The organism is Nonomuraea africana, assembly GCF_014873535.1.
Lineage (GTDB): Bacteria > Actinomycetota > Actinomycetes > Streptosporangiales > Streptosporangiaceae > Nonomuraea > Nonomuraea africana.
Genome location: NZ_JADBEF010000001.1, coordinates 4,823,891 through 4,847,843 on the forward strand (window position 1 = coordinate 4,823,891; position 23,953 = coordinate 4,847,843).

The window sequence follows — 23,953 nt, forward strand, 5'->3', positions numbered from 1 at the left end:
GTCGATCACCTGGTCCGGTCCTTCAGCGTGAAGAGCGCCAGCCGCGCGCCGCCGTACGGCACGGCCACGGCTCCCCGCGCCGCTCCGCCCGGGGTGTGCAGGGGCAGGTGGAGCACCTGCCAGCCCTGGACCTGCCACGGTCCGGGGTCGCCGAGGTCGGGGAAGGCGTCGAGCCTGGCCTCCTGGCCCGCGCCCGCGACCAGCGCTCGCCTGGCCGTCACGGCCCGCTCCGCCAGCCAGTGCCGGTCCTCCTCGGCCGCGTCCTCGATCTGCTCACGCTCGGTGACGCCGAGCTCGGACAGGTCGACGGCCTCGGGCGGCGCGCCGGCGGACCGGCGCACGGCCACCCCGGCCCGGTGTGCCCTGGTGACCGCGACCAGGCCCAGCCCGTCGGCATCGCAGGCGCTCGCCCGCACGTCGCCGGCGTAGTGGCGGAGCACCTCGTTCGCGCCCGCCGCGCCCCCGGTCAGCCAGACGTGGACCTCGTCCTCCTCCGGCGGCCCGACCTCGTCCGCCAGGTCGGCGGTGATCAGCCGGGCCAGCTCCTCATGCGTGTCCTTGACGAAGAAGTGGCCACCGCGCACCGTTCTCAGCCCGAAGCCCGCGGCGGTGTGCCGGGCCCAGCCCAACATGTCGGAGGGGCCGACCTCCCCGTCGTCGACGCCTGCCACGGCGACGACGGGAGTGTCCAGCGGGGGTTCAGGGGTGTACCTGTAGCGCTTGATCCAGGCGAAGTCCGAGCGCAGCAGGGGCAGCATCAGCTCGCGGAGCTCCGGCTCGTCCCGCAGCTCGGCGAGTGCTCCTGCGCGCCGTACCAGCTGGTCGATGAAGGCGTCGTCGGGCAGGTCGGCGGTGGCGGCCAGCGGCACCCTGAGGTGCGGGGGGTGCGCGGCGCCGACGTACAGGCGCGTGGGCGGCGGCAGGTCGCGGCGGCGCAGCTCCCTGACCACCTCGAAGGCCAGCCGCGCGCCCATGCTGTGGCCGTACAGGGCGTAGGGGGTGCTCGTGGCGGGGGCGATCTCGTCGGCGACCTCGCGGACGCTGAAGGCGGGCGGCTCGGCCAGGCGGTTCTCCCTGCCGGGCAGTTGGAGCGGCACCACCTCGAGGTTCGCGAGGTCGCGCTGCAGAGGGGCGTAGGCGCTGGCGCCCCCGCCGGCGAACGGGAGGCAGAACAGGGTGCGGGTGCGGCGCGCGGCCTGGAGGGGATCGCGCGGAGCCGCGGTCAGCTGACCCGTGATGGCTCCGCACCTCCCTGGCCACGTCGGGTGTCGTCTGCGGTGATAAATGCCGGACAGGGCGTTGGTCGCGCAAGAGAGAGATGCTTCATCGCCATGGTGCGTGCGCTCCTCGGCAAAACTGCAAAGACTCTTGAAAGTGAATCCCGTACGACTTAGTACGTCTTGCCCATGTATTGGCGCGTTTGCGTCAGGACTCTTATATCCAGTCCTTACGGGCGGCGTCAACGGCCATTACCGCAGTCCGCAACCCGGTGACACGACTTCAGTCTGTCTCCCCGCAGGCACTTCCCAGACCCGGCTTCAGGTGATAAGGGCCCCCGAGTTATGTACACCGACCAAATCCGGGATTCGGTCGGGCTGATACGAGGGCCCTCCCCGCAGGGAAACGGCCGGAATTCAGCCATCCTGCCTGCGGAAGAGAAATGCGAGCCCTTCAAGATCGTCTTTGTTGCGCGGAGCGAGGTTGGGGCGCCGACTTCACGGAATGACCTGGTGTCAAGATGCCACCCTCCTCACCCCCGGCCGATCGTTTCGGTCCCTTTCCGCACGGTAGGACCGCTTTCCACAGCGAACCTGAATCCGCTGACGAAAGAACCATGACAAATCAACGAGTTTGTCTCGACATTTCATAGTCATGGCGGCTTTTCTGTCACGTCTCGGCCGGGAAATTCCCGGAGGCTTTTCGGCCGGCGGCGAGGGCGAAGCTTCGTTTCAGCCAGAACTAAAACGTTTGGCCGAGGCGCCGGGGGCTGGTGGAGTCCTCCCATGAACGCACAACGTGACCGAGCCCTGCTGTTCCGTTCGCTGCACGTCCCCGGCCGCCCGCTGCTGCTGGCCAACGCCTGGGACGCCGCCAGCGCCGCGATCGTCGCCGCCGCCGGCGCGCCCGCCGTCGCCACGACCAGCGCCGGTGTCGCCTGGAGCCTCGGCTCGCCCGACGGCGACCGCCTGGGAGCCACCGCCGCGCGCGACCTGGTCGCCAGGGTGACGGCGGCCGTGACCGTGCCCGTCACCGCCGACATCGAGGGCGGCTACGCCGAGGACGCCGCAGGAGTCGCGCGGACCGTCAGGGAGGTGCTGGACGCCGGCGCCGTGGGCGTCAACCTGGAGGACGCCGACCCCGCCCGCCGCGCTCCCCTGCGCACGATCGAGGCGCAGGCCGTACGGCTGGCCGCCGCCCGGGCCGCCGCCGACGAGGCCGGGATCCCGATGTTCCTCAACGCGCGCATCGACACCTACCTGGCCGGCGGCGGCGACCTCGGCGAGACGCTGGAGCGCGCCCTCGCCTACGTCGAGGCGGGCGCCGACGGCGTGTTCGTCCCCGGCCTCCTCGACCTGCCGGCCATCGCCACACTCACCGGGAAGGTGGGCGCGCCCCTCAACGTGCTCACCGGACCCGGCGCGCCGGACGTCGCCGCGCTCGCCGGGCAGGGGGTGGCACGCGTCAGCCTCGGCTCAGCCGTCGCCCAGGCCGCCTACGGCGTGGCCCGCAGGGCGGCCCTGGAGCTGTACGGCCCCGGCACCTACACCTCGCTGGACGGCGCCATCCCCTACCCCGAGCTCAACGCCCTGCTGGACGGCGGCGCAAGCTGACTCCCGCCGAGGCTGTCCGATCACGGGGTCTCAGGCAGCCGGATCCCCTTGACGATCTTGTCGAGCTGCGGGACGAGCGGCTCGCTGGCCATCACGGTGACGATGACGCCCTCCCGCTCGACCCAGCCGACATAGCGCCCGTGGCCGAGCGCGCCGTCGCCCTCCTTGGTGAGCACCTTCCTGCCCCCGATCTTCGCGGCCTCGGTGGCGGAGAACGTGCCGAGGTCGAGGGGCGCCGCCTTCAGCTGCGACAGTGTGCGGGCCTTCGGCCAGCAGACCACGCGCACCCACAGCGACCGGTGCTTCCGGTCGATCTCGCTGCGGTCGTCGTACCACTGGTAGCTGTACTCGGTGACGCCGCGGCGCTTGTTCACGGTGACCTGCCCTGTGGTGAATCCCTTCGGGAGGTGCGTGAAGCGCACACCCTTGAGGGCATTGGCGCCCCTCGGCGGATCGTCGTGCTTGGTGGCCTCGGATCGGTCGACGTCGGCCTTGGTGGGGGTCGGGCAGGAGGGCTGGTCGGCGCGGCCGGCGTGCGCCGGTGCGGCGACCACCACGGTGGCCGAGACGAGGGGCAACACGGACAGGGCGAGAGCCTTATGAAGCATTTTCATGATTCATTCGATGTCCCGGCGGCCGGAGAAGTTCGCGCGGGTGGCTACCGGTCGTCCCAGGGCGTGCCGATCTCCGAGAAGAGGGCCAGCCGCTCGGCGCCCGCCGTCACCAGCGCGTCGACCCCCGGCACGACGCGCCGCCCGCCGATGATCTCGGACGGGATGGGCCGCGGTTCGGGCGCACTCAGGATCCCGGCCACCACCTGGGTGAAGGCGCCGGTCGCGGCGAGCGGCACGAGCGGCTCCTTCCCCGAGACGAGGTTCTCGAGCAGGTCGTCGCGGCCGTAGGAGACGACCGGACCGTCGCCCACGCGCACCCGGTCGCGGGTGTACCAGAGCGTGATGCGGCCCCGGTCCCCGTGCACCAGCACGTACGGATCGGCCTCGCGCTCGGCGCAGAGCGTCACCGCGACCGTGATGACCGTGCCGCCAGTGGGGCCGCCCGTGGGGCCGCCCGTGGGGCCGCCCGTGGTGCGGACGCGCAGGCAGGAGGTGTCGTCGGCGTCGATGGGGTGGGCGTGGAACAGCTCGGCCTCGACCTCGGCCACCTCGCCCAGCCGCTCGCTGCCCGCAAGGCGCAGCGCGGTCGCGATCCCGTGCGCGAACGGGTTGGTCAGCGCCCCGTCGCCGGCCTCGCGCCGTCCCGCCCACGCGGCCCGCTCGTAGTAGCCGGGCTCGCGCGACCAGGCGCCGGCCACGCCGATGCCCCTGACCCGGCCCACCGCGCCGCCGGCCATGAGGCGGGCGACCTCGCTCACGGCGTGCGAGCCGAGGCTCTGGAAGCCGACCTGGCAGGACAGGCCGCTGGCGGCGACCGCGCGGGACAGGCTCTCGAACTCCTCGACCGTGCGCACCGGCGGCTTCTCCAGCAGCACGTGCGAGCCGTGCTCAAGGGCGGTGCGCGCGAGGTCAGCGTGCGTGTGGATCGGCGTCGCGATGATCGTCACCTGGGCTCCGGTACGGCGCAGCAGCCCGGCCAGATCACTCGACTGCGGCACCCCGTCGAGATCCGCGACGGGGACCAGGTCGCACACGCCCGCGAGCCGCAGGCCCAGCCGCTGGATGTTCTGCAGGTGCCAGCGGCCGAAACCGTGGGCCCCCACGAGGACGACGTTCATACGGTGATCGTAAGGCCGAGGGAACGGCCCCGCCGGGGAGCCGTTCCCTCGGCCCCGATCAGCGCGCCCGGGTGTAACGGATGCGCGGCGCCTCGGGCGAGGCCATGCCGGCCCCGATGAAGAAGCCCGGGTGCGGCGGCTGGTTGTAGCCGATGTTCTGCCAGGCCACGCCGAGCCGGTACACCGGATCGTGCATCAGGGTGCGCAGGCGCACGTCGGTCAGGTCGACGGCGGTGTGGATCCGCAGGGCGGAGCTGTCCTCGGCGCGCCAGACGATCTCCTCCCGCCAGTCCCCGTAGAGGTCCGCCTGAATGGCGGGGGTGCCCTTGGTGGAGTTGTTGGAGGCGGTGCCCTCGGCCCTGAGCAGCGGCTTCGCGGTGCCGCTCGCCCAGTCCCACTTGCTGATCGTGCCGACGCCCGCGCCCTTGGCGGCGTCGTAGTCATGGTCGACGATCTCCCGCAGCGGGTCACCGTCCCACCAGGCGAGGAAGTTCGCCGGTGGGATGGCCGCTCCGATCAGCTCGCCGGTGGCCGAGCGCAGCTCGCCCTGGCGGGCGTTCCACTCGCCGGTCGCGGTGACCGCCCAGCCCTCCGCGCCCGGATGCCGCGGGTCGATGTCACCGGCGGCGGCGCGGCCGGTGTCCTTCTCCGCGGGCATCCCCCACAGCACCTCCCCCGTGGCGGCGCCCCTGAAGGTCGCGCCCCGCTTGCCGCTGCTGCCCATGTCCTCGTGGGCGGCGAACACCTCGAGTCCCGGCCGGTCCGGATCGAGGTCGCTGACGTGCAGGGCGTCGCCGTGGCCCAGGCGCGTGCTGTAGAGGCCCTCTCCGTCGTCGTCGGTCGTCATGGAGCCGAAGACGATCTCGTCCTTCTGGTCGCCGTCCACGTCCGCCACGAACAGGTTGTGGTTGCCCTGGCCCGCCCATTGCGAGCCGGCCGCGGCCGAGTCGAACACCCAGCGCCGCGTCAGCTTCTCGCCGTCGAAGTCGAAGGCGGCCAGGACGCTCCTGGTGTATTGACGCGCTCCCCGGGCTGAAGCCCGGAGATTCTCGCCCGTGCCGCATGGGTTCATGCGGCACCCGGTGGCTTCCTGTTTCAACGACCCGTGCCCGAGCAAGCTCGGGTCTTACCTGGTCTCCGCAGGCGTTTAGCCTCTCCGCCCGTCCGGCGGCGAGGATATTGATCGCGGCGTTGACGTCCCGGTCATGGAGGACGCCGCACGGGCACGCCCATGACCGCACGGCCAGCGGCATGGACTCGGCCAGCGCCCCACACGATGAGCACAGCTTCGAGCTGGGGAAGAATCTGCCGATCTTCGTGAAGGTTCGGCCATACAGTCTGGCCTTGTACTCCAGCATCGCGACGAAGGTGCCCCACCCGGCGTCGTGCACGCTCTTGGCCAACCGGGTGCGAGCCAGTCCCTTGATCGCCAGGCCCTCCACATACACCGCTTGGTTTTCGCGGACGATCATGGTGGAGGTCTGGTGATGGAACTCGCGGCGCGCGTCGGCGACCTTCGCATGCTGCCGGGCAACCTTGCCACGGGCCTTGGCCCGGTTGGCCGATCCCTTCTGCTTGCGACTCAGCGTGCTCTGGAGCCTTTTGAGTTTCCTCTCCGCCCGGCGCAGAAACTTCGGACTGTCGATCTTGCGGCCGTCCGACAGAACCGCGAAATGCCCCAACCCGAGATCGATCCCGACCTCGGGCGTGGAGCCGGGCAGCGGCTGCTCGCCGACCTCGACGACGAAGCTGGCGACATACCGCCCGGCCGCATCCTTGATGACCGTGACCGAGCTGGGCTCGGACGGCAGGGCACGTGACCAGCGGACCGCGATGTCACCGATCTTGGGCAGCGTCAGCTTGTCGCCGACCTTGAACCGGGCGTTCCTGGTGAACCGAATCGCCTGCCGATTATCCTTGCGCGACCGCAAGCGGGGCGGGGCGACCTTCGGGCCCTTGCCAGACCAGGACGACCTCGTGGCGGCCGTCGCCGTCGAGGTCGCCGACGGAGGCGTCGCCCGCGGTGTAGGAGTACGGCTGGCCGTCCTTGGTGTAGTCGTCGGCCGGTTTGTCGAGGGGGAGGTCCCGGTACTGCGCGCCCGAGGCCGAATGGGGTCAGATGATCGAGCGGTTCTTCGGCACCGGCGGCCCTCATCATTGATCTCCAGTGCCCGGCACTTAGCCTTGCCCGCTCCCGGAAACCACGACCTCATGGTGCACATTGGCTACACCCTGATGTCCGAGCAGACACCCGCCCGCCAGCTCGTGGACTACGCCGCCGCAGCAGAGCAGGTCGGCTTCGACTTCGCGGTGATCTCCGACCACTACTTCCCCTGGATCGAGGAGATGGGCCACTCGCCCTACGCGTGGTCGGTGCTGGGCGCCGTCGCGCAGGTGACCGAGCGCCTGCCGCTCATGACGTACGTGACCTGCCCGATCATGCGCTACCACCCCGCCGTCGTCGCGCAGAAGGCCGCCACGATGGGCGTGCTGAGCGAGGGCCGGTTCACGCTCGGCCTGGGCTCGGGCGAGAACCTGAACGAGCACGTGATCGGGGAGGGCTGGCCGCCGGCCAACACCCGGCACCGGATGTTCCGCGAGGCGATCCAGATCATCAAAGAGCTGTTCCAGGGGGACTACGTCACCTTCGACGGCGAGTACTACAACGTCGACTCGGCCAAGCTCTACGACCTGCCGGCCGAGCAGGTCCCGATCGGCATCGCGGCCTCCGGCGGGCAGTCGGCCGCGATCGCGGCGGAGTACGGCGACGTGCTGGTGATCAACGAGCCCATGCCCGAGGTGGTCCAGCAGTTCAACGCCGCCGGCGGCGCCGGCAAGCCGGTCTACGGCCAGCTGCCCATCGCCTACGACACCGACGCCGCGGCCGCCAGGGAGCGCGCCCACCGGCTGTGGCGGTGGGCGGGCGTGGGCGGCTGGAAGGTCATGGCGGAGCTGCCAGGACCGGTGAACTTCGCGGCCGCCTCCGGCACGGTCCGGCCCGAGGACGTGGCCGAGAGCGTGCCGTGCGGGGACGACGTGGACGCCGTCGTGCAGGCGGTGCGGAAGTTCGCCGACGCCGGGTACACGCATGTCGCGCTGGTGCAGATCGGCGCCGACCAGCAGCGGCCGTTCTTCGACTGGGCCCAGAAGTCGCTCCTTCCCGCACTCGACGAGCTCTAGGAGCGACGCAGTTCTGCGCAGGCCTACTGGTCGGGTCGCGGCTGAGCGCTGATCCCCCGCTCGAGAGCCGGGCGGGGTGACCATGGCGATATGCGGGTATCCGGGGTGCGATGCGGCTTATGATCACCTTCAGCGCCCCCGCACGAGAGGACCCTGTGGCCGACATGTCAGACGAGTGGAACAGCGCGATCGACACGAGCAGGCCGAGCATCGCCAGGGCCTACGACGTCGTCCTGAACGGCAAGGACAACTTCGAGGTCGACCGCAGGTTCGTCGCCGAGATCGTGAAGGTCGTCCCCGAGATCTACGACGTGGCGGCCTACAACAGGCAGATCCTTGGCCGCGCCGTGCGGTTCCTGGTCGACCAGGGCATTGACCAGTTCATCGACCTCGGCTCCGGGCTGCCGACGGTGGAGAACACGCACCAGGTCGCGCAGCGGGCGAACCCCGACTCGCGGGTCGTCTACGTGGACAACGACCCGATGGTGCTGGCCCACGGCCGGGCGCTGCTGGCCGAGAACGACCGGACCGCGGTCGTCACCTCCGACCTGCGCGACCCGACGGCGATCCTGGGCGACGCGGACGTCAAGCGGCTCATCGATTTCGACCGGCCGGTCGGCGTGATGCTGGTCGGCATCCTGCACCACCTCCACGACGACGAGGACCCCCGCGGCATCGTCGAGGCCTACATGGCCGCGGTCCCGTCGGGCAGCTACCTGTTCATCACGCACTTCTGCGACTCGAGCCAGGACTCCCGCGACGCCGAGAAGAAGTTCCTCGCGCTGCTCGGCACCGGCCGGTTCCGCACCGTCGCCGAGATCACCGCCTTCTTCGACGGGTTCGAGCTGGTCGAGCCCGGCGTCGTGCCGCTGCCCCAGTGGCGTCCCGACGAGGCCGTCCCCGCGGAGCTGACCGTGGGCCAGCGCCTCATGTACGGCGGCGTCGCCCGCAAGCCGTAAGGGCCGCGGCTGGTCAGCGGGCCGGGTCAGCCGCCCACGGTCACCTCGATGACCGTGGGCCCGTCCGCGTCGAGTGCCCGCTTGACCGCGCCGGGCAGCTCGGACAGGTCGGCCGGCCGCTCGCCGCGCCCGCCGAAGGCGCGGCCGAGCGCGGCGAAGTCGACACCGTCGATGTCCACGGCCACCGGGGGGATGTCCCTGGCCACCATCTCCTCGCGGATCTCCGCGTAGCCGTGGTTGTTCATGACGATGACGGGCAGGGTCAGCCGCAGCTCGGCCGCCACGGCCAGCTCCTGCACGCTGAACAGCGTGCCCCCGTCTCCGGCCAGCGCGATCACGGTCCGGTCCGGGGCCGCCAGCTTGGCGCCGATCGCGGCCGGTACGGCGTAGCCGAGCGTGGCGTACCCGGTCGGGTAGACGAACCGGCGCGGCCCGTCCATCGGCCAGAACGGCACGGTCCCGAGGTACGACACCTGGGCGCTGTCGCCCGCGACGATCGTGTCGGCCGGCAGGCAGTCGCGCAGGACGTCCTGCACCGGCCGCCAGGCGGCGCCCACGGACATCGCCGCCTCCGCCGCCGCGTCCCTGAGGCGCGCGGCGCGCGCCCGTCCTTCGGCAGCGGGGGCGTGTCCGCGCAGGGCGTCGGCCAGCGCGCCGAGCACCGTGGCGGCATCGCCGTGGATCGCGATGCGGGCGGGCACGTTCTTGTGCAGCTGGCGCAGGTCCACGTCGACCCTGATGACGGTGCCGCGCGGGTGGAGCCGCACGCCCCAGAGGTCCGAGTCGGCCAGCTCGCTGCCCGCCACGAGCAGTACGTCGGCCGCCTCGATCGCCTCCTGGACCGGGCCGAGGCCGACGCTCGCGCCCAGCGAGAGGGGGTGGCTCTCCGGCACCACGCCCTTCGCGCTCACGCTGGTGGCCACCGGCGCGCCGAGCAGCTCCGCCAGACGTGCCGCGGGGGCGGCGGCGTCGATCGCGCCGCCGCCGAGGACGATCAGCGGCGCGGTGGCCCCGCGCAGCGCGTCGAGGGCGGCGGAGAGCGCGGTGCCGGAGGGAACGAGCGTCGCGGAGGTCAGCGGGCCGGGAGCCTGGCCGTCCCACGGCGACTCCAGCACGTCGAGCGGCAGCTCCAGGTGGACGGGGCGGGTGCGCTCCACCCGCCAGCGCGCGAACGTCTCGTGGATCACCGCGGCGGCCTGCGCGGGCGAGGAGACGCGCACGCTGCGGTCGTACAGCGCGTCCATGGCGGCCCGCTGGTCCTTGACCTCGTGCAGCCAGCCCACGTCGGCGCGGTCCTGACCCAGCGGCGGCCCTGGCGAGATCACCAGCAGCGGCACCGAATCGGCGTAGGCGGTGGCCGCCGCGGTGGCGATGTTGGTGAGTCCTGGACCGCTCGTCGTGACGCAAACGCCCGGACGGCCGCTGACCCTGGCGTAGGCGTCGGCGGCGTACCCGCCGCCCTGCTCGTGCCTGGGGGCGACGTGGCGGATGTCCGAGCTCGCCAGCTGCCGGTACAGCTCCAGGTTGTGGGTGCCGGGGATGCCGAAGACGGTCTCGACACCGTTGTCGCGCAGCGCGCCCACCACGGCTGCGGCACCGGTCAATGATGATTCGGTTGCCATAGTGCCGCCGAGCCTACGTTTCGCCCGTTACCTTTGTCTACGTGGATCTGGATCGCACCGACCTTGAGATCGTCCGCCATCTGCAGGCCGACGGACGGATGACCTTCGAGACGATCGCGCAGCGCGTGGGCCTGTCCCGGCCCGCCACGCGCACCCGCGCGCAACGCCTGCTCACTTCGGGGGCGGTGCGGATCGTCGCCATCGTGCACCCCGCGGTCAAGGGGCTGACCGCCATCGCGCACGCCTCCATCAGAGTGGACGGCCCCGCCCGTCCCGTGGCCCAGTCGATCGCCGAGCTGGCCGAGGCCCCCTTCGTCACGCTGACCGTCGGCGGTCACGCGGTCGTGGCCGAGGTGCGCGCTCCCGACTTCGGCGCGCTCGCCACCTCCATCGAGCGGCTGCGCAGCATGCCGGGGGTGCGCGGGGTCGACACGCTGGTCTACACCCGGGTGCTCAAGGACTCGACGGCGCTGTCCGAGCCGCGCGGCGATCTGCAGATGGACGAGATCGACCACCGGATCCTGGCGGAGCTCCAGGCCGACGGCCGCATCGCCTTCGCCGACCTGGGCGAGCGGGTGGGGCTGTCCCCCGGGGCGGCGAGGGTGCGGGCGCTGCGGCTGCTCGAGGCGGGGGTGGCCAGGGTGGTCGCGCTGGTGCGTCCAGACGTGCTGGGCATGGGGCAGCTCTGCGGGTTCGCGCTGACCGTCGAGGGGGACGCCGCGCCGCTGGTCGAGCAGCTGTCCTCGTGGGAGCGCGTGTCCTACCTGGCCGCCTGCATGGGCAGGGCCGACCTGGTCGGCACCGTGGCGGGCGAGTCGCTGCCGGACGTCATCACGCTGCTGGAGCGGGTGCGCGCGATGAAGGGCGTGCGGGAGCTGACCTCCTGGGTCCACGCCGAGCTCGTCAAGGAGCGCTACTGACGATTCGTTTGCCAGACGGCGGCTTGACAAACGAGTCGTCTGTTGCGCATGCTCCCCTCAATCGAAAGAGCTCGAGGGGAGAAGGTGCGCATGGACACCCTGCTGGTCGCCGGGGCAACGGTGATCACGCCGGACGGGCACGCGGAGGCGCTTGCCGTACGAGGCGGGCGGATCGAGCACGTGGGGACCGTCGCCGAGTGCCGCGCGGCGCTCGGCCGGGTGGACGAGGAGCTCGCCCTGGACGGCGGGGTCGTGCACCCCGGCTTCGTGGACGCGCACTGCCACCCCGTCATGTACGGCCAGGCGCTGGCCTGGGTCGACTGCCGGCCCGAGGTCGCCCCCGACCTCGACACGCTCGTGTCGCTCCTGGCGGAGACGGCCAGGAGGCTGCCGCCCGGCACGCCGGTGCGCGGGTTCGGCTACGAGCACCGGCGCCTGGCCGAGCGGCGCCACCCGACCGCCCACGACCTCGACAGGGTCGCCAGCGATCGGGAGGTGTACCTGATGAACGCCTCCGGTCACGGCGGCGTCGTCAACACCCACGCGCTGCGGCAGTACGGCATCACCGCGGGCACGCCCGACCCCGTGGGCGGGCGGATCGGCCGCTTCGACGGCGGCGAGCCCAACGGCGAGCTGTGGGACGCCGCCTGTGATCTGCTCACCGGCCCGGACGGCGTCAAGATCAGCAACCACGGGCCCAACTTCCACCTGTCCGAACCCGCCGACATCATGATCGAGCACGTCCGGCGGGCCCAGGAGGTGTTCCTGGCGGCGGGGGTGACCAGCGTCGGCGACGCCCAGGTGTCACGGCGCGAGCTGGAGACCTACCTGCGGGCCAGGGACGCCGGCGCCCTGCGGCTGCGCGTCTCGGCCTACGTCACCTCGGCCCTGCTCGACACCGCCGCAGACCTCGGGCTGGCCGGCGAGCTGGGCGACGACCGGCTGCGGATCGCCGGAGTCAAGTTCTACGCCGACGGCACGCTGGGCGGGTGGACCGCCTACTTCCCCGACGGCTACGCCGCCGACTGCTGCCACCACGGGCAGCTCTACCACACGCCCGAGGAGTACACCGAGCTGATCGGCCGCGCGCACCGGCTCGGCCTGCAGACCGCCACGCACGCGCAGTCGCCGTACGCCATCGGCATGGTGCTCGACGCGGTGGAGAAGGCAGGCCCGCCGTACGGCATGCGGCACCGGATCGAGCACTCGGGGCTGCCCACCGACGAGCAGATCGGCCGCATGGCCGAACTCGGCGTAATCCCCGTCATGCAGCCCCAGCACCACCTGCGCACCGGCGACGGCACGATCACCGCGGTCGGCGAGCTCGGACACCGCTACAACCCGGCGGGGCTCTGCGCCGCGGCGGGCGTCCCCGTCGTCTTCAGCTCGGATGCGCCGGTCGCCCAGCCCGACCCGCTGGAGGCGGTCGCCGCGGCCGCCACCCGCACGACCGTCCTCGGCACCGTGCTCGGCGGCCCCGAGCTGCGGCTGACAGTACCCGACGGGCTTCGCGCGCACTCGATCGCGGCGGCGCGGGCGCTGCGCCGCGAGCACGCGGTGGGCTCGCTCGAGCCGGGCAAGCTCGCCGACTTCGCCGTCATGGACGGCGACCCCACCACGGCCCAGCCGGCGGAGCTGAGCGCGATCCGGGTCACGCAGACCTGGATCGGCGGCCGCATGGCCTGGTCGGCCTGACCCACATCCCGCCCGGAGGAACCCCCCATGACCAACAAGAACAGGTCGGCACTGGCGGCGCTGGTCGGCACCTCGATCGAGTGGTACGACTTCTACGCCTTCGCCACGGCCGCCGCGATCGTCTTCAACCAGGTCTTCTTCCCCCCGGACATGTCGCCGTTCGTCAGGACCGTGGCCTCGTTCGGCACGTTCGCGGTCGGCTTCCTGCTCAGGCCGCTCGGCGGGATCATCTTCGGCCACATCGGCGACCGCATCGGCCGGAAGAACACACTGGTCACCACGCTGCTCATGATGGGCGTCGCCTCGTTCGCGATCGGGCTGCTGCCCACGTACGCGCAGATCGGCGCCTGGGCGCCGCTGATGCTGGTGGCGCTCAGGCTGGTGCAGGGCATCGCGTTGGGCGGCGAGTGGGGCGGGGCCGTGCTGGTCGCCGTGGAGAACGCGCCGCCGGGGCGCCGCGCGTTCTTCGGCTCATTCGCCCAGCTCGGCTCCTCCGTCGGGGCCCTGCTGTCCACGGGGGCGTTCAGCCTGATGAGCTCCTTCGGCGACGAGGCGTTCGTCTCGTGGGGGTGGCGCGTGCCGTTCCTGCTGTCGGCCGTCCTCGTGGTCATCGGCCTGGTGATCAGGCTGAAGCTCGAGGAGGCGCCCGCGATGAAGCAGGTGCGCGCGGAGCGGGCCGTCGCCGACACGCTGCCCGTGCGCGAGGTGCTGCAGAAGTCGTGGCGCACCGTCCTGCTCGGCGTCTTCGCCCTGGCCACCGCCACCGGCGGCTACTACATCACCACCACCTTCCTGCTCACCTACGGCACGGGCACGCACGGTCTCTCCGAGGCCATGCTGCTCAACGGCCTGTCGCTGGCCGCCTTCCTCGAACTGCTGGTCACGCCCGTGCTGTCGTTCTACGCCGACAAGGTCGGACCGCACCGCATGGTCATCGCCGGGCTGATCGGCGTGGTCGTGCTGTCGATCCCGCAGTTCCTGGTGCTCGGGACCGGCAGCGTCGCCCTCATCTACCTGGCGTTGCTGGCCATGCGCTTCGCGATGTCCGCGCTGTACGGGCCGGTCGCGACCGTCCTGGCCGAGGGCTTCGCCGCGCGGGTCCGCTACACCGGGATCTCGCTGTCGTACCAGGTCTCGACCATGGTCTTCGGCGGGCTCTCCCCCATCGTGGCGGCGACGCTGGCGGTGTGGGCGGGCGGGAGCTTCTGGCCGGTCGCCGGGCTGCTGATGGCCATCTCGCTGATCGGCGTGTACTGCACGGCCCGCCTCAAGCACCACGAGGCGCTGGTCGCCTCCTCGGGGCGGGTCGAGATCTGATCGTTTCCTCCGTCTCGGCCGTTTCCCGGAGCGGGGCGGGCCCTCGTCGCTAGGCTTCACCGCCTGTAACGAAAGGCAGTAAACGCGACAAGAGGGAAGAGATACAACGGTATGTGGATCGCATTAGGCGTGGTCGCCGCGCTGGTCATCGGCGTCGTCCTGTGGTGGAGGTTCCGCGACCCGCTCAGGGGCGAGGACTTCTACAAGTTCCACGTGGAGCGCAGGTGGGCCTGGGAGCTGATTCTCTCGGAGGAGCAGGAGCAGGCCTTCATGGCCGGGCTCGAGGCCTACGACGACGAGAGGACCGTGTTCCCGCACCGGGACGCAGGGGTGCTGCACGTCTACGACCCGTCGATGCTCGTCTCGCTGTTCCTGCTCGCCGAGCGGTTCGCCGCGCTGGGCCCGGCGGCGCTCTCCGATCCGGCGGGCGCCGTACGGCATCTGCTTGACCAGGCGGCGCAGGCGGAGACGGGAGGGGTGCTGCACCTCGACGACGACTGGATGGGCGAGCCGGTCGACGGCATGGACAAGTACGACTTCACCCGCGAGATGGGGATGGCGACGCACGCGCAGGGCGTCGACGGCGGCGTCGGCGGCTACGGGGACGAGGACTCCGGCTACGGCATGCTCACCGTGCTCACGGAGATGCCGCAGCACGTGCGGAGGATGTACGACGAGGCGCACAGCCACGCCTCTCCCGGTGAGATCCGCAACCGCCTCGACGTCTACAAGGCGGTCATCGAGGAGCCCGAGCCCGAGTTCGTCGCCGGGCTCGATCGCGCCGACGGCGAGCAGAGCCGCTTCACGAACACGCTGATGTACGACTACGGTCGCGTGCTCGCGGCCTACCGGATGATCCGCCCGCACCTGCCGCACGCCCAGCCGGTGGACGTCATGTCCGCCGCCCTGGCGCGCATGCTCGCCGACGGGCGGCCCGGCATCACCTGGAGCCGGCCGCCGTCGCCCGAGCAGCACGAGCGCGCCATGCAGCTGATCTCGACCAGGGGCTGACCGTGCGGCCGGAGCCTCAGCGCCGGCGCCGGGCGAACCTGCCCGTGAACACCCGGACGCTCCCTGTCCCGCCGGCCAGGTCGGCCGCCCAGCCCACCGCCGTCGCCCGTGAGGGTTCCGGGGCGCGGTAGGCCCGGTCGGCCGACCACCACCACGTCTTCTCCCTGGGCGGCTCGCCGGCCAGCCCGGCCGCCGCCAGCCCCGCCGGATGATCGGCCTGCTGCCAGAGCTCCTCCCACTGCCCGTGGCGCAGGCGCAGGTAGAGCAGGCCCTTCAGCTCGCTGATCATCCCGATGTCCCGTACGGCGGCGCCGGACAGATCCAGCCCGTACAGCCGCGGACAGGACAGCAGCGGCGTCAGGTCCACGGGGCGCTCGGTGCGCAGCGTCAGCAGCCGCAGCGTGGGGTGGCCCTTCAGCGGCGCCAGGTCGATCGCGTCCATCGCCAGGTCGAGCAGTTCGACCGGCGCGTCGTGCAGCGGCGTCAGGTCCGCCCCCGGGCAGTTCTCCACCGCCACCTGCCACAGCACCGGCGCCCCGCGCACCGGCCCGAAGTCGACCCAGGGGGCGTTGCGCACCTTCAGGCGCTGGATCCGCGCGTGCATGCCCCGAATGGTGGCCGCGTCAGGACCGGCGACCGTCAGCGAGCGGGACTCCTCGTAGACGTCCCGGTTCGGCTCCGCCATGTCGCCGAGGTCGATCCACAGTTCGCCGTGCTCGACCCGGTAGGCCCCCGCCTCCAGGGCGGCGACGTGCCGCCGCAGCAGACTGGTCACCGAGTCGGCCACGTAGACCGGGCCGTCGTCGTGGTGCAGGCCCATGCGGATGACCTGGCCCGGCCGTCCGCCCGGGCCCGGCGCCATGTCCACCGCCAGGAAGTCACCGCCGGTGCTGGTGGCGAACGGGATCCAGCGCGGGTGGTCCGACACCCGCCGCAGCGCCGACTCCGGGCCCACGGTGGTGATGAGCGGCCGGAGCAGGTGCCGGCGCCAGCTCCGGTCCAAGGCCCACCAGCGGTTCTCCGGACGACACTGGCTCTCCAGCAGTTCGAGGCCGAACCAGGGGTGCCGGTCCAGGAGGCCCTCGCCGCCGTCGCCGTCGACGAGGGCGTAGAGGGCGCGCAGGTCGTCGGGGAGCGCCGCGCCGTACCGGCCTCTGAGCTGGGCCTCGAGCCAGGTGCGGCGCGCTTCGGGTATCGCGGGCGGCAGCGCGTACTTGTCGCTGCCCGGACCGCCCAGGATCCGGTCGCGCTCGCGCAGGTACGCGCCGAGCAGGGCGACGGCCTCCCGCGGATCTCCCGCCGGCGTGGCGTCCGCCGGGCTCTGCTGGAACTCGGCGGGCTCGGGCGGCAGCGCGTCACGATCGAGCACGTACAGGAAGCCGTGCTCGTCATGGTCCATGCGCTCCAGCGACTCGCTGATCACCGCCTCGAACCGGCCCCTGGCGGTGACGGTCAGCTCGATGGTGAGGTGGCCGCCCGTCGCCCCCGAGAGCGGATACAGGGCGCTCAGCTCGGGATGCAGGTCGATGTCGGTGGCGCCGTCCTGGTCGACGTCCCTGGGCTCGAAGGCGAAGCCGCGGTGGCCGGAGCCGTCCGGCCCGGTCGCGAACCCCCGCACCTCGGCCCGCCGCCAGGTCGCCGGCGCCCCGGCCGCGATCTTCTCGGCCATCGTACGGAGCACATCGGTGATCTGGGACTCGCGATCGTCGGACACCCGCCCCTTTGTAACACGGCGCGCGCCGATACGCGATCACGCGCGTCCCGCGGCGGACCGGTCAGGCCCCTTCCAGGACGCGCTCGAACAGGACCAGTTCCGTGCCGGGGCCGTCGTAGCCGGGCACGGGGGCGCCGACGGCGAACCCCATCCGGCGGTGGAAGGCGATGGACGACGCGTTGCCCGCCGAGGTGACGGCCTTCACCTTCGTCCGGCCGTCGTCGCGGGCCGTCGAGAGGAACCGGTCGTAGAGAGCGCGTGGCGCTATCTACGGTCATCGCGCCATCTTCGGCCATCGCCCGGGACGGCCTCGAACCCGGGTGGCTCGCCGGCCACGCGTCGGGCCGGCGAGCGAAGGGCGGGCTAGTTCAGGCGGGTGATGCGGCCCATCGCGACGTGGCGCTCGGCATCTCGCACTCGGGCACCACCGCCGAGGTCGTCGAGCCGCTGACCATCGCGAAGGAACGCGGCGCCACCACCATCGCGGTGACGAACTTCCCGCGCAGCCCGCTCGCGGAGGTCGCCGACATCGTGCTCACCACCGCGGCCAGGGACACCCCCTTCCGCGCCGGAGGGGTGGCCGCCCGCCATACCCAGATGCTCGTCCTGGACTGCCTGTACATCGGCGTCGTCCAGCGCACCCACGAGACCAGTGACCAGCTGCTGACCGCCGCCACGGAGGCGGTCGCCAAGCACCGCCTGCCCCAACGCTGACCCAGGAGCCCCCATGCGTCTGGCAATCCTCGCGGCCGCTACAACCCTGCTCGCCGCCGCGGCCTGCGCCCTCAGCTCACCCTCGACCCCCACTCAGACCAACGACAAGGTGACGCTTTCCATCTGGGGCTGGGGATCCGAGGAGAACTACGAGAAGATGTTCGCCTCGTACGAGAAGCTCAACCCCGGTGTCGACATCGACGCCCGGGCCTTCACCACCGCCACCGAGTACGACACGACTGATGCTCTTCGCCGGGGTCGACGCGGGCGGCACCACCACCCGCGTCGCCGTACACGACGCCTCCGGCGCCAGGGCCGGATACGGGACGGCCGGCGGCGGCAACCCCGCCGCGCACGGGAGCGTCGCGGCAGGGGCGGCCGTCGCGGCCGCGCTGCGCCAGGCGCTCCACGGCCTCGACTCGGCCAGGGTGACCGCGTCCGTGGCGGGCGTGGCCGGCGCGGTCGACGGGTTCGACGCCGTGCTGCGCCGGATCTGGGCCGAGCACGGCCTGCGCCACTCCCCCAGGCTGGTCAGCGACGTGGACGTCGCCTACGCCGCGGGCACGCGGGCGCCGTCGGGCACGCTGCTGCTCGCGGGGACGGGGGCCGCGGCGGCCCGGTTCGCCGATCGCGCGCTCGACGGCGTCGCCGACGGTCTCGGGTGGCTGCTGGGCGACGAGGGCGTCGGCTTCTGGATCGGGCGGGCCGGCGTGCGGGCCGCCGTCCGCGCCATGGACAACGGCGCGCCGTACGGCCCGCTCGCCGAGCTGGTCTCGGCGCGCTTCGGCGCGTCCGGCCCGCCACGGCGGCGGGCCGAGCACATCGTCAGGCTGGCGCAGGCCGACAGGATGTCGCTGGCCGCCACCGCGCCTCTGGTCGCGCGGGCGGCCACCATGGGCGACCCCCTCGCCGGGGAGATCGTCCGCGACGCCGCGGGACGCCTGGTGGCCGCCGCCGCCCGGCTGCACCGTTCGGGGCCGATCGTGCTGGCGGGCGGCATCCTGACCAGCGACGGCCCGGTCCGCCAGGCCGTCCTCGGGCTGCTGACCGGACCAGGTCGCCTACCGGCCTTGCGGGAGGTGCCCTGCGTCGTCACCGCGCGGGACGGGGCGGGCGCGGCGAGCTGGCTCGCCGCCCTCGACCACCGGGGAGAACGGCGAGCGGGCGACGCCCACCCCCGGTTCACCGACCCTGAGACGAGCCCGACGCCGACCCCCTGATCCGACACCACCGACGACCGCGCCGACGGTCGGGACCTCGCAGGAGTCGAGACAAACACACGGGAGTGTTTACCGCCGGTCAGCGGCTTCCGTTCGCGACGGCACCAGCGGCGCTTGAGCCCGGCTCGAGGCGAGCGCGCGACGATGAGCACGCCTCACGACGGGGAGGGGAGTCACGATTCGGGCCCGGACGCCGCGAAGAGAGGCCGGCACGCCATGCCCGACCTCACAGAGCCGTCGCACCCGGCGCACCACGGCGACAGGCCCGCGAACGTAACAGGCAAGTAGAAGAGGTGCAGATGGCGACGAAGGCATCATCCGCGACCACATCCCATGAGTACGCCCCTCGCAGGTGGCTCGCGCTGTTCATCGCCCTCACGGCCGTCTTCATGGACCAGCTCGACGTGACGATCGTCAACGTCGCGCTGCCGTACATCCAGGCCGACCTGGACGCGGGCTACTCCCTCGGCCAGTGGGTCCTCGCCGGCTACGCCCTCGCCTACGCGCTGTTCCTCGTCACCGGAGGACGGCTCGGAGACATCATGGGACGCAAGCGGATCTTCCTCGTCGGCACCGCCGGTTTCACCGTGGCCTCGGCGCTGGCCGGCCTGTCGCAGAGCGGCGAGATGATGGTCGGTGCCCGGCTGTTCCAGGGGTTGTTCGCCGCGCTCATGGTGCCCCAGGTGCTGTCGGTGATCCAGGCGATGTTCCCGCCGCACGAGCGCATCAAGGCGATGGGACTGCTCGGCGTCGCCATCCCGGCCGCCGCCCTCACCGGTCCCTTCGTCGGCGCCCTGCTCACGGCGGGCCCCGGCTGGCGCTGGATCTTCTGGGTGAACCTCCCGATCGGCCTGCTCACCCTGGTGGGCACCGCGCGGGTGATGCCCGAGACCCGGTCGGACCGCCCGCTCCGGATCGACGTCCCCGGCATGCTCCTGCTGGGACTCGCGTCGATCATGCTCATGTACCCCCTGGTGCAGGGGCGCGAGATGGGCTGGCCCACCTGGACCATCGCGTCGATGGCCGCCTCGGTGCCGGTGTTCGTCCTCTTCTACCGCTACCAGCGGCGGCGCGAGCACGCCTCGCCGCTCGTGCCTCCCGCGCTGTTTCGCAACCGGTCCTTCGTGGCCGGGTCCGTCCTGCTCACGTTGGTCTTCTCCGGCATCATGTCCTACGTTCTCGTGCTGGTGTGGGGCTTCCAGGTCGCGCACGGCTGGAGCCCGCTGGACATGGCGCTGGCCGGGCTGGGCTGGACGGTCGGCCTCGGCGCCACCGCGAACGTGGCCGTCAAGTTCGGTCCGCGCATCGGCCGCACGCTCATCGGGACCGGCCTCGGCGTCATGGGCGTGGGGATCTCCCTCCTGATCGTCGTCATCAGGCAGTACGGCTCGGCCACCACCACCTGGCACGTCTTCGCGTGCCTGGTCGTGGCCGGCCTGGGCACCGGCCTGATGGTGCCGATCCTGGTGGACCTGATCCTCGCCGGGGTCCCGGTCCGTGATGCGGGCGCCGGATCAGGGGTGGCGAACGCGACGATCCAGCTGGGCGGGGCCGTCGGGGTCGCGATCATCGGCGTGCTGTTCTTCGGGCTCGCGGGCGCCGGTCCGCCGGACCGCGCGACCTGGGTCGAGGCGGCCTGGCAGTCCCTGTTCTTCAACGCCGCGGTGTTCTTCGCCGCGATCCTGCTGGTGCCGTTCCTGCCCCGGCGCACCCGGGCCGGGGAGCCTGCGGCTGCCGAGCGGGCCGTCCCCGGCACGCCATGAGATCTCGACCTGCTCACCGGACAGTCATCATGACGGGGTTGTCACAGGGGAAAAATCCCGTAATGATCTCGATTGCGGTGGGATATACGATTCGCTGATTCAACAATCAGCGAATTCGCGCGTCACGCGCATGACGGAGAGGGCCTCTATGAACCAATGGTGACCCGGGGAAAGCACGCGGCAGTCATTCACGAATCAGCATTCCTGATGAAGCGGGGGTTCTTCACCATGGGACAAGCGACACGGTTCGGGATACTCGGACCGTTGGAGGTGCGGCGAGGGAATCAGCTGATCAACGTCAACGCCCCGAAACAGAGGGTCATTCTCGCGACGCTGCTCCTCGCCGCCAACCGGGTCGTCCTGGCCGACGAGCTCATGGAACGGCTCTGGCCGGACCGGTTCCCGCGCGACGCGCGGGCCTCGTTGCAGACCCATCTCGCCCGGCTGCGCCGTACGCTCGGTGACGGCCGCGACGGCCGGCGGATGATCCACACCAGCCCCGGCGGCTACCTCATCGAGGTCGCCACCGAACACCTCGACCTCCTGCGCTACCGCAGCCTGCTCGACCAGGCCTCCCGCGCCGAGACCGCCGGCGATCTTGTGGCGGAGGCGCAGCTGCTACAGGAGGCACTGGCGCTGTGGCGGGGAACCGCGCTGGCCGACATCGCGTCGGACCCGCTCATGCGCGACGAGGTGCCGCAGCTCACCGAGGAGTGGTTCAGGGCCCTGCACCGGCGCTTCGACGTCGAGCTCATGCTCGGCAACCACGCCGAGATCGTGGCCGACCTGCGCAGGCTCGCGCTCAGGCATCCGCTCCGCGAGCGGCTGTGCGGTCAGCTGATGATCGCGCTGTTCCAGGGCGGTCAGCAGGTCGAGGCGCTGAAGGCGTACGCCTCGGTCGCCGCCGTCCTGCGGAACGAGTACGGGCTGGACGTCGGGGACGAGCTGAACCGCCTGCACCACGCCGTGCTGACCGGGGACCTCACGCTGGTGACCGAGCTCGGCCTGCACAGGAGCGCCAACGAGGGGCACGAGGGGCAGGCCCGCTGGGCGACGCCCCGCCAGTTGCCGGTCGGGATCGCCGACTTCGTGGGGCGGGCCGACCTCATGGACCGGATCGAGGGCGCTCTCGGGCAGCGGCAGCCCAGGGCGATGCCGATCGTCACCGTGACAGGACCGCCCGGCGTGGGGAAGACCGCCATGGCCGTCCAGCTCGCGCACCGCGTGCAGGATCGCTTTCCGGACGGTCAGCTGTTCGTCCGGCTGGGCAGGACAGGCGAGCGGCGGCGCGACCCGGGTGAGGTGCTGGCCGAGCTGCTGGAGGCCACGGGGATGAGCCGCTCGGCCATCCCGGTCGGCCAGGAGCAGTGCGCGGCCATGTTCCGTTCCCGGCTGGCCGACCGGCGGGTGCTGCTCGTCCTGGACGACGTGATCGACGTCGAGCAGGTGCAGCCCCTCCTTCCCGGCACCCCCGGGTGCGCGGTGATCATCACCAGCCGATCCATGCTCTCCGCGCTCGCCGGGACCGTTCCCACGCGCCTGACCGCCCTCACGGACACGGAGTCGGTGGAGCTGCTCGAGCGGCTGGTCGGGAGCAGGCGGATCCACCTGGAGAGAAAGGCCGTGGCGCGGATCGTCGCCGCCTGCGGACGGCTGCCGCTGGCGCTGCGGATCGCGGGGGCGCGGCTGGGCATGCAACCGCTGGCCAGTCTCACCGCGTTCGCCGACCGGCTCCAGGACCCGCGGCGCCGCCTGAACGAGTTGAAGGTCGGCGGCCTCGATGTCCGCCACAGCCTGAAGCAGAGCTACGTCGCGCTCGACCCGCCCGCCCGCACCGCGTTCCGCCGGCTCGGCCTGCTGCCGGACGCCGAGGTGGCGCCGTGGACGGTGACCGCGCTCACCGGCGAGGACGACGAACGGCTGACGGACCGGCTCATCGAGGCCAGCCTCCTGGAACCGGTCGGCCTCAACGCGATGGACGACCCGACCTACCGGCTGGATCCCTTCTCCGCCCTGTACGCGGCCGAGCGCGCCGAGGAGGACGACCCGCCGACCACCGCGTCGGCGCTGAGCCGCTACGTCGACACGCTGCTCGGCTTCGCCGTACGGGCCGCGCGGCAGCTGCCCCGCGCCGTCGGCCAACTGCCGCCCGAGCCCGGCTCCGAGGCGTTCCTCTCCGCGCGCGACACGACCCGCGTGGAGGCCAGGCCGTGGAAGTGGCTCGCGACCGAGCGCGACCGGCTGTTCTCCGCGATCATGCTGTGCTGCCGGTACGGCTGGCACGAGCGCGCGGCGCGGCTGGCCGAGATCGTCACCATGCTCGCCAAGCACAGGGACGACCTGGCGGCGCTGATCCGGCTGTCCATCGCGGTGCGCGACGCCGGCTGGGCCAACGGCGACCAGCGGCTCGGCTGGCGGGCCGAGCACGGCCGCGCCATGCTCCTGCTCAGGCAGGGCAGGGTGAGCGAGTCGCGGACGCTGCTCACCCGGTGCGTGAACGCCCTCGACCGGCTCGAAGCCTGGCAGGAGCTCCCGCACAGCCTGGCCATGCTGGCCCACGTATGCGCGGTGCAGCAGACGGCGGACGAGGCGCTGAAGCTGGCCGAGCAGGCCCGCGCCCTCGCCCGCTCGTCCGTGGAACCACACGCCGAGATCCTCGCCCTCGGGGTCACCGCCGACATCATGCTCGCCACCGGACGTGGAGCGGAGGCGAGGCACACCCTCGACAGGGTGCTGGCACGCTCGCGAGAGCTGCGCGAGACCCGCTTCGAGGCGGTGACGCTGAACGCGATCGGCTGGAGCCGCCTGCAGGAGGGCGACCTGCGGTCGGCGACGCGGCTGGCCGACGAGGCCAGGGCGCTGGCCGGGGTCGGCGACCGGTACGGCAGGGCGCGCCCCCTGCACCTGCTCAGCGCGATCGCTCTGGCACAGGATCGCCACGTGGAGGCGATGCGTCTCGCCGAGGACAGCCGGCGCGCCTTCGCCCGGCTCGGAGACGCCGGCGGGGAGGCCGAACTCACCTGCTTGGAGGGAGAGATCCATCTCGCGGCCGGACGCTCCGGCGCCGCCGTCGACCTGCTCGTGCCGAGCCTGAACCGGCTCAACGAGCTGGGCGCCTTCCGCGCCGAGGCGCGCGGGGCGCGGGTCCTCGCCAGGGCGCACGTCACGCTCGAGGACCACCAGCTGTGGCGGCACCTGTCCGGCCGGATGGACGCCATGGCGGCGCTGCCGATGCGGGTCGGCGGGCGCAGCGGCGCGGCCTGATCGCCCTGTCA

Annotated in this window: 18 protein-coding genes and 2 pseudogenes; 11 read left to right on the top strand and 9 right to left on the bottom strand. The window is 72.0% G+C overall.

Annotation, left to right across the window (positions count from 1 at the left end; genetic code table 11):
* Positions 1-5: 5 nt before the first annotated feature.
* The gene (locus H4W81_RS22750; protein ID WP_192776683.1) at positions 6-1,463 is read right to left on the bottom strand and encodes a thioesterase II family protein; all 1,458 of its coding nucleotides are present in this window, start codon (positions 1,461-1,463) and stop codon (positions 6-8) included.
* Between the two features lie 540 nt (positions 1,464-2,003).
* Between H4W81_RS22750 and H4W81_RS22755 the strand changes: the two genes are divergently transcribed.
* Positions 2,004-2,831, top strand: a complete 828-nt coding sequence (locus H4W81_RS22755; protein WP_192776684.1) for an isocitrate lyase/PEP mutase family protein — start codon at positions 2,004-2,006, stop codon at positions 2,829-2,831.
* Between the two features lie 20 nt (positions 2,832-2,851).
* On the opposite strand, the gene H4W81_RS22760 is transcribed toward H4W81_RS22755, so the two are convergent.
* The 5 genes and pseudogenes from H4W81_RS22760 to H4W81_RS49740 form a co-directional block, all read right to left on the bottom strand.
* Positions 2,852-3,445 carry a hypothetical protein gene (locus H4W81_RS22760; RefSeq protein WP_225958737.1) on the bottom strand — a complete coding sequence of 198 codons (594 nt, stop codon included), beginning with the start codon at positions 3,443-3,445 and terminating at the stop codon, positions 2,852-2,854.
* Between the two features lie 44 nt (positions 3,446-3,489).
* On the bottom strand, positions 3,490-4,563 hold the full coding sequence (locus H4W81_RS22765) for a Gfo/Idh/MocA family protein (protein ID WP_192776685.1): 1,074 nt from the start codon (positions 4,561-4,563) through the stop codon (positions 3,490-3,492).
* Positions 4,564-4,621: 58 nt separating this feature from the next.
* Positions 4,622-5,635, bottom strand: a complete 1,014-nt coding sequence (locus tag H4W81_RS22770; RefSeq protein ID WP_192781471.1) for a rhamnogalacturonan lyase family protein — start codon at positions 5,633-5,635, stop codon at positions 4,622-4,624.
* 49 nt (positions 5,636-5,684) lie between these two features.
* Positions 5,685-6,521, bottom strand: a pseudogene (locus H4W81_RS22775) (RNA-guided endonuclease InsQ/TnpB family protein); the annotation flags it as partial.
* A pseudogene (locus H4W81_RS49740) lies at positions 6,475-6,594 on the bottom strand (rhamnogalacturonan lyase family protein); the annotation flags it as partial. The pseudogenes H4W81_RS49740 and H4W81_RS22775, both read right to left, overlap by 47 nt.
* Positions 6,595-6,774: 180 nt before the next feature.
* On the opposite strand from H4W81_RS49740, the gene H4W81_RS22780 reads away from it, so the two are divergent.
* Both H4W81_RS22780 and H4W81_RS22785 read left to right on the top strand, forming a co-directional pair.
* Positions 6,775-7,743 carry a TIGR03557 family F420-dependent LLM class oxidoreductase gene (locus H4W81_RS22780; protein ID WP_192776686.1) on the top strand — a complete coding sequence of 323 codons (969 nt, stop codon included), beginning with the start codon at positions 6,775-6,777 and terminating at the stop codon, positions 7,741-7,743.
* Positions 7,744-7,907: 164 nt separating this feature from the next.
* On the top strand, positions 7,908-8,702 hold the full coding sequence (locus H4W81_RS22785) for an SAM-dependent methyltransferase (protein WP_192780977.1): 795 nt from the start codon (positions 7,908-7,910) through the stop codon (positions 8,700-8,702).
* A gap of 26 nt (positions 8,703-8,728) precedes the next feature.
* Here H4W81_RS22785 and H4W81_RS22790 read toward each other — a convergent pair whose 3' ends face one another.
* Positions 8,729-10,324 carry a 5-guanidino-2-oxopentanoate decarboxylase gene (locus H4W81_RS22790; protein ID WP_192776687.1) on the bottom strand — a complete coding sequence of 532 codons (1,596 nt, stop codon included), beginning with the start codon at positions 10,322-10,324 and terminating at the stop codon, positions 8,729-8,731.
* Positions 10,325-10,365: 41 nt separating this feature from the next.
* Here H4W81_RS22790 and H4W81_RS49425 point away from each other — a divergent pair, with 41 nt between their 5' ends.
* The 4 genes from H4W81_RS49425 (at position 10,366) to H4W81_RS22810 (ending at position 15,267) form a co-directional block, all read left to right on the top strand.
* On the top strand, positions 10,366-11,244 hold the full coding sequence (locus H4W81_RS49425) for an Lrp/AsnC family transcriptional regulator (RefSeq protein ID WP_192776688.1): 879 nt from the start codon (positions 10,366-10,368) through the stop codon (positions 11,242-11,244).
* Between the two features lie 90 nt (positions 11,245-11,334).
* Positions 11,335-12,939 (top strand): amidohydrolase, encoded by a 1,605-nt coding sequence (locus H4W81_RS22800; RefSeq protein WP_192776689.1) that lies wholly within the window; start codon positions 11,335-11,337, stop codon positions 12,937-12,939.
* Positions 12,940-12,966: 27 nt separating this feature from the next.
* Positions 12,967-14,256: an MFS transporter gene (locus H4W81_RS22805; protein ID WP_192776690.1), complete on the top strand. Its 1,290-nt coding sequence runs from the start codon at positions 12,967-12,969 to the stop codon at positions 14,254-14,256.
* A 111-nt stretch (positions 14,257-14,367) separates the two neighbouring features.
* Complete coding sequence (locus H4W81_RS22810) at positions 14,368-15,267, top strand: hypothetical protein (RefSeq protein WP_192776691.1); 900 nt, start codon at positions 14,368-14,370, stop codon at positions 15,265-15,267.
* A 16-nt stretch (positions 15,268-15,283) separates the two neighbouring features.
* Here H4W81_RS22810 and H4W81_RS22815 read toward each other — a convergent pair whose 3' ends face one another.
* The gene (locus tag H4W81_RS22815) at positions 15,284-16,981 is read right to left on the bottom strand and encodes an SMI1/KNR4 family protein (RefSeq protein WP_192776692.1); all 1,698 of its coding nucleotides are present in this window, start codon (positions 16,979-16,981) and stop codon (positions 15,284-15,286) included.
* A 61-nt stretch (positions 16,982-17,042) separates the two neighbouring features.
* Entirely contained in the window at positions 17,043-17,186 is a 144-nt protein-coding gene (locus H4W81_RS22820) for a GNAT family N-acetyltransferase (RefSeq protein ID WP_192776693.1), read from the bottom strand.
* 53 nt (positions 17,187-17,239) lie between these two features.
* Here H4W81_RS22820 and H4W81_RS47470 point away from each other — a divergent pair, with 53 nt between their 5' ends.
* From H4W81_RS47470 to H4W81_RS22840, 4 genes are all read left to right on the top strand, one after another.
* A complete protein-coding gene (locus tag H4W81_RS47470; RefSeq protein ID WP_192776694.1) occupies positions 17,240-17,695 on the top strand; it encodes a MurR/RpiR family transcriptional regulator in 456 nt (151 codons plus the stop codon).
* 242 nt (positions 17,696-17,937) lie between these two features.
* On the top strand, positions 17,938-18,915 hold the full coding sequence (locus H4W81_RS22830; RefSeq protein ID WP_192776695.1) for an N-acetylglucosamine kinase: 978 nt from the start codon (positions 17,938-17,940) through the stop codon (positions 18,913-18,915).
* Positions 18,916-19,214: 299 nt separating this feature from the next.
* On the top strand, positions 19,215-20,678 hold the full coding sequence (locus tag H4W81_RS22835; protein WP_192776696.1) for an MFS transporter: 1,464 nt from the start codon (positions 19,215-19,217) through the stop codon (positions 20,676-20,678).
* Positions 20,679-20,948: 270 nt separating this feature from the next.
* Positions 20,949-23,942: an AfsR/SARP family transcriptional regulator gene (locus H4W81_RS22840; protein ID WP_192776697.1), complete on the top strand. Its 2,994-nt coding sequence runs from the start codon at positions 20,949-20,951 to the stop codon at positions 23,940-23,942.
* Positions 23,943-23,953: the final 11 nt, after the last annotated feature.

Coding starts and splice junctions, on each gene's coding strand:
- H4W81_RS22755 (WP_192776684.1), top strand. CDS start 2,004: ATGAACGCACAACGTGACCGAGCCCTGCTGTTCCGTTCGCTGCACGTC.
- H4W81_RS22760 (WP_225958737.1), bottom strand. CDS start 3,445: ATGAAAATGCTTCATAAGGCTCTCGCCCTGTCCGTGTTGCCCCTCGTC.
- H4W81_RS22765 (WP_192776685.1), bottom strand. CDS start 4,563: ATGAACGTCGTCCTCGTGGGGGCCCACGGTTTCGGCCGCTGGCACCTG.
- H4W81_RS22770 (WP_192781471.1), bottom strand. CDS start 5,635: ATGAACCCATGCGGCACGGGCGAGAATCTCCGGGCTTCAGCCCGGGGA.
- H4W81_RS22780 (WP_192776686.1), top strand. CDS start 6,775: ATGGTGCACATTGGCTACACCCTGATGTCCGAGCAGACACCCGCCCGC.
- H4W81_RS22785 (WP_192780977.1), top strand. CDS start 7,908: ATGTCAGACGAGTGGAACAGCGCGATCGACACGAGCAGGCCGAGCATC.
- H4W81_RS22790 (WP_192776687.1), bottom strand. CDS start 10,324: ATGGCAACCGAATCATCATTGACCGGTGCCGCAGCCGTGGTGGGCGCG.
- H4W81_RS22800 (WP_192776689.1), top strand. CDS start 11,335: ATGGACACCCTGCTGGTCGCCGGGGCAACGGTGATCACGCCGGACGGG.
- H4W81_RS22805 (WP_192776690.1), top strand. CDS start 12,967: ATGACCAACAAGAACAGGTCGGCACTGGCGGCGCTGGTCGGCACCTCG.
- H4W81_RS22810 (WP_192776691.1), top strand. CDS start 14,368: ATGTGGATCGCATTAGGCGTGGTCGCCGCGCTGGTCATCGGCGTCGTC.
- H4W81_RS22830 (WP_192776695.1), top strand. CDS start 17,938: ATGCTCTTCGCCGGGGTCGACGCGGGCGGCACCACCACCCGCGTCGCC.
- H4W81_RS22835 (WP_192776696.1), top strand. CDS start 19,215: ATGGCGACGAAGGCATCATCCGCGACCACATCCCATGAGTACGCCCCT.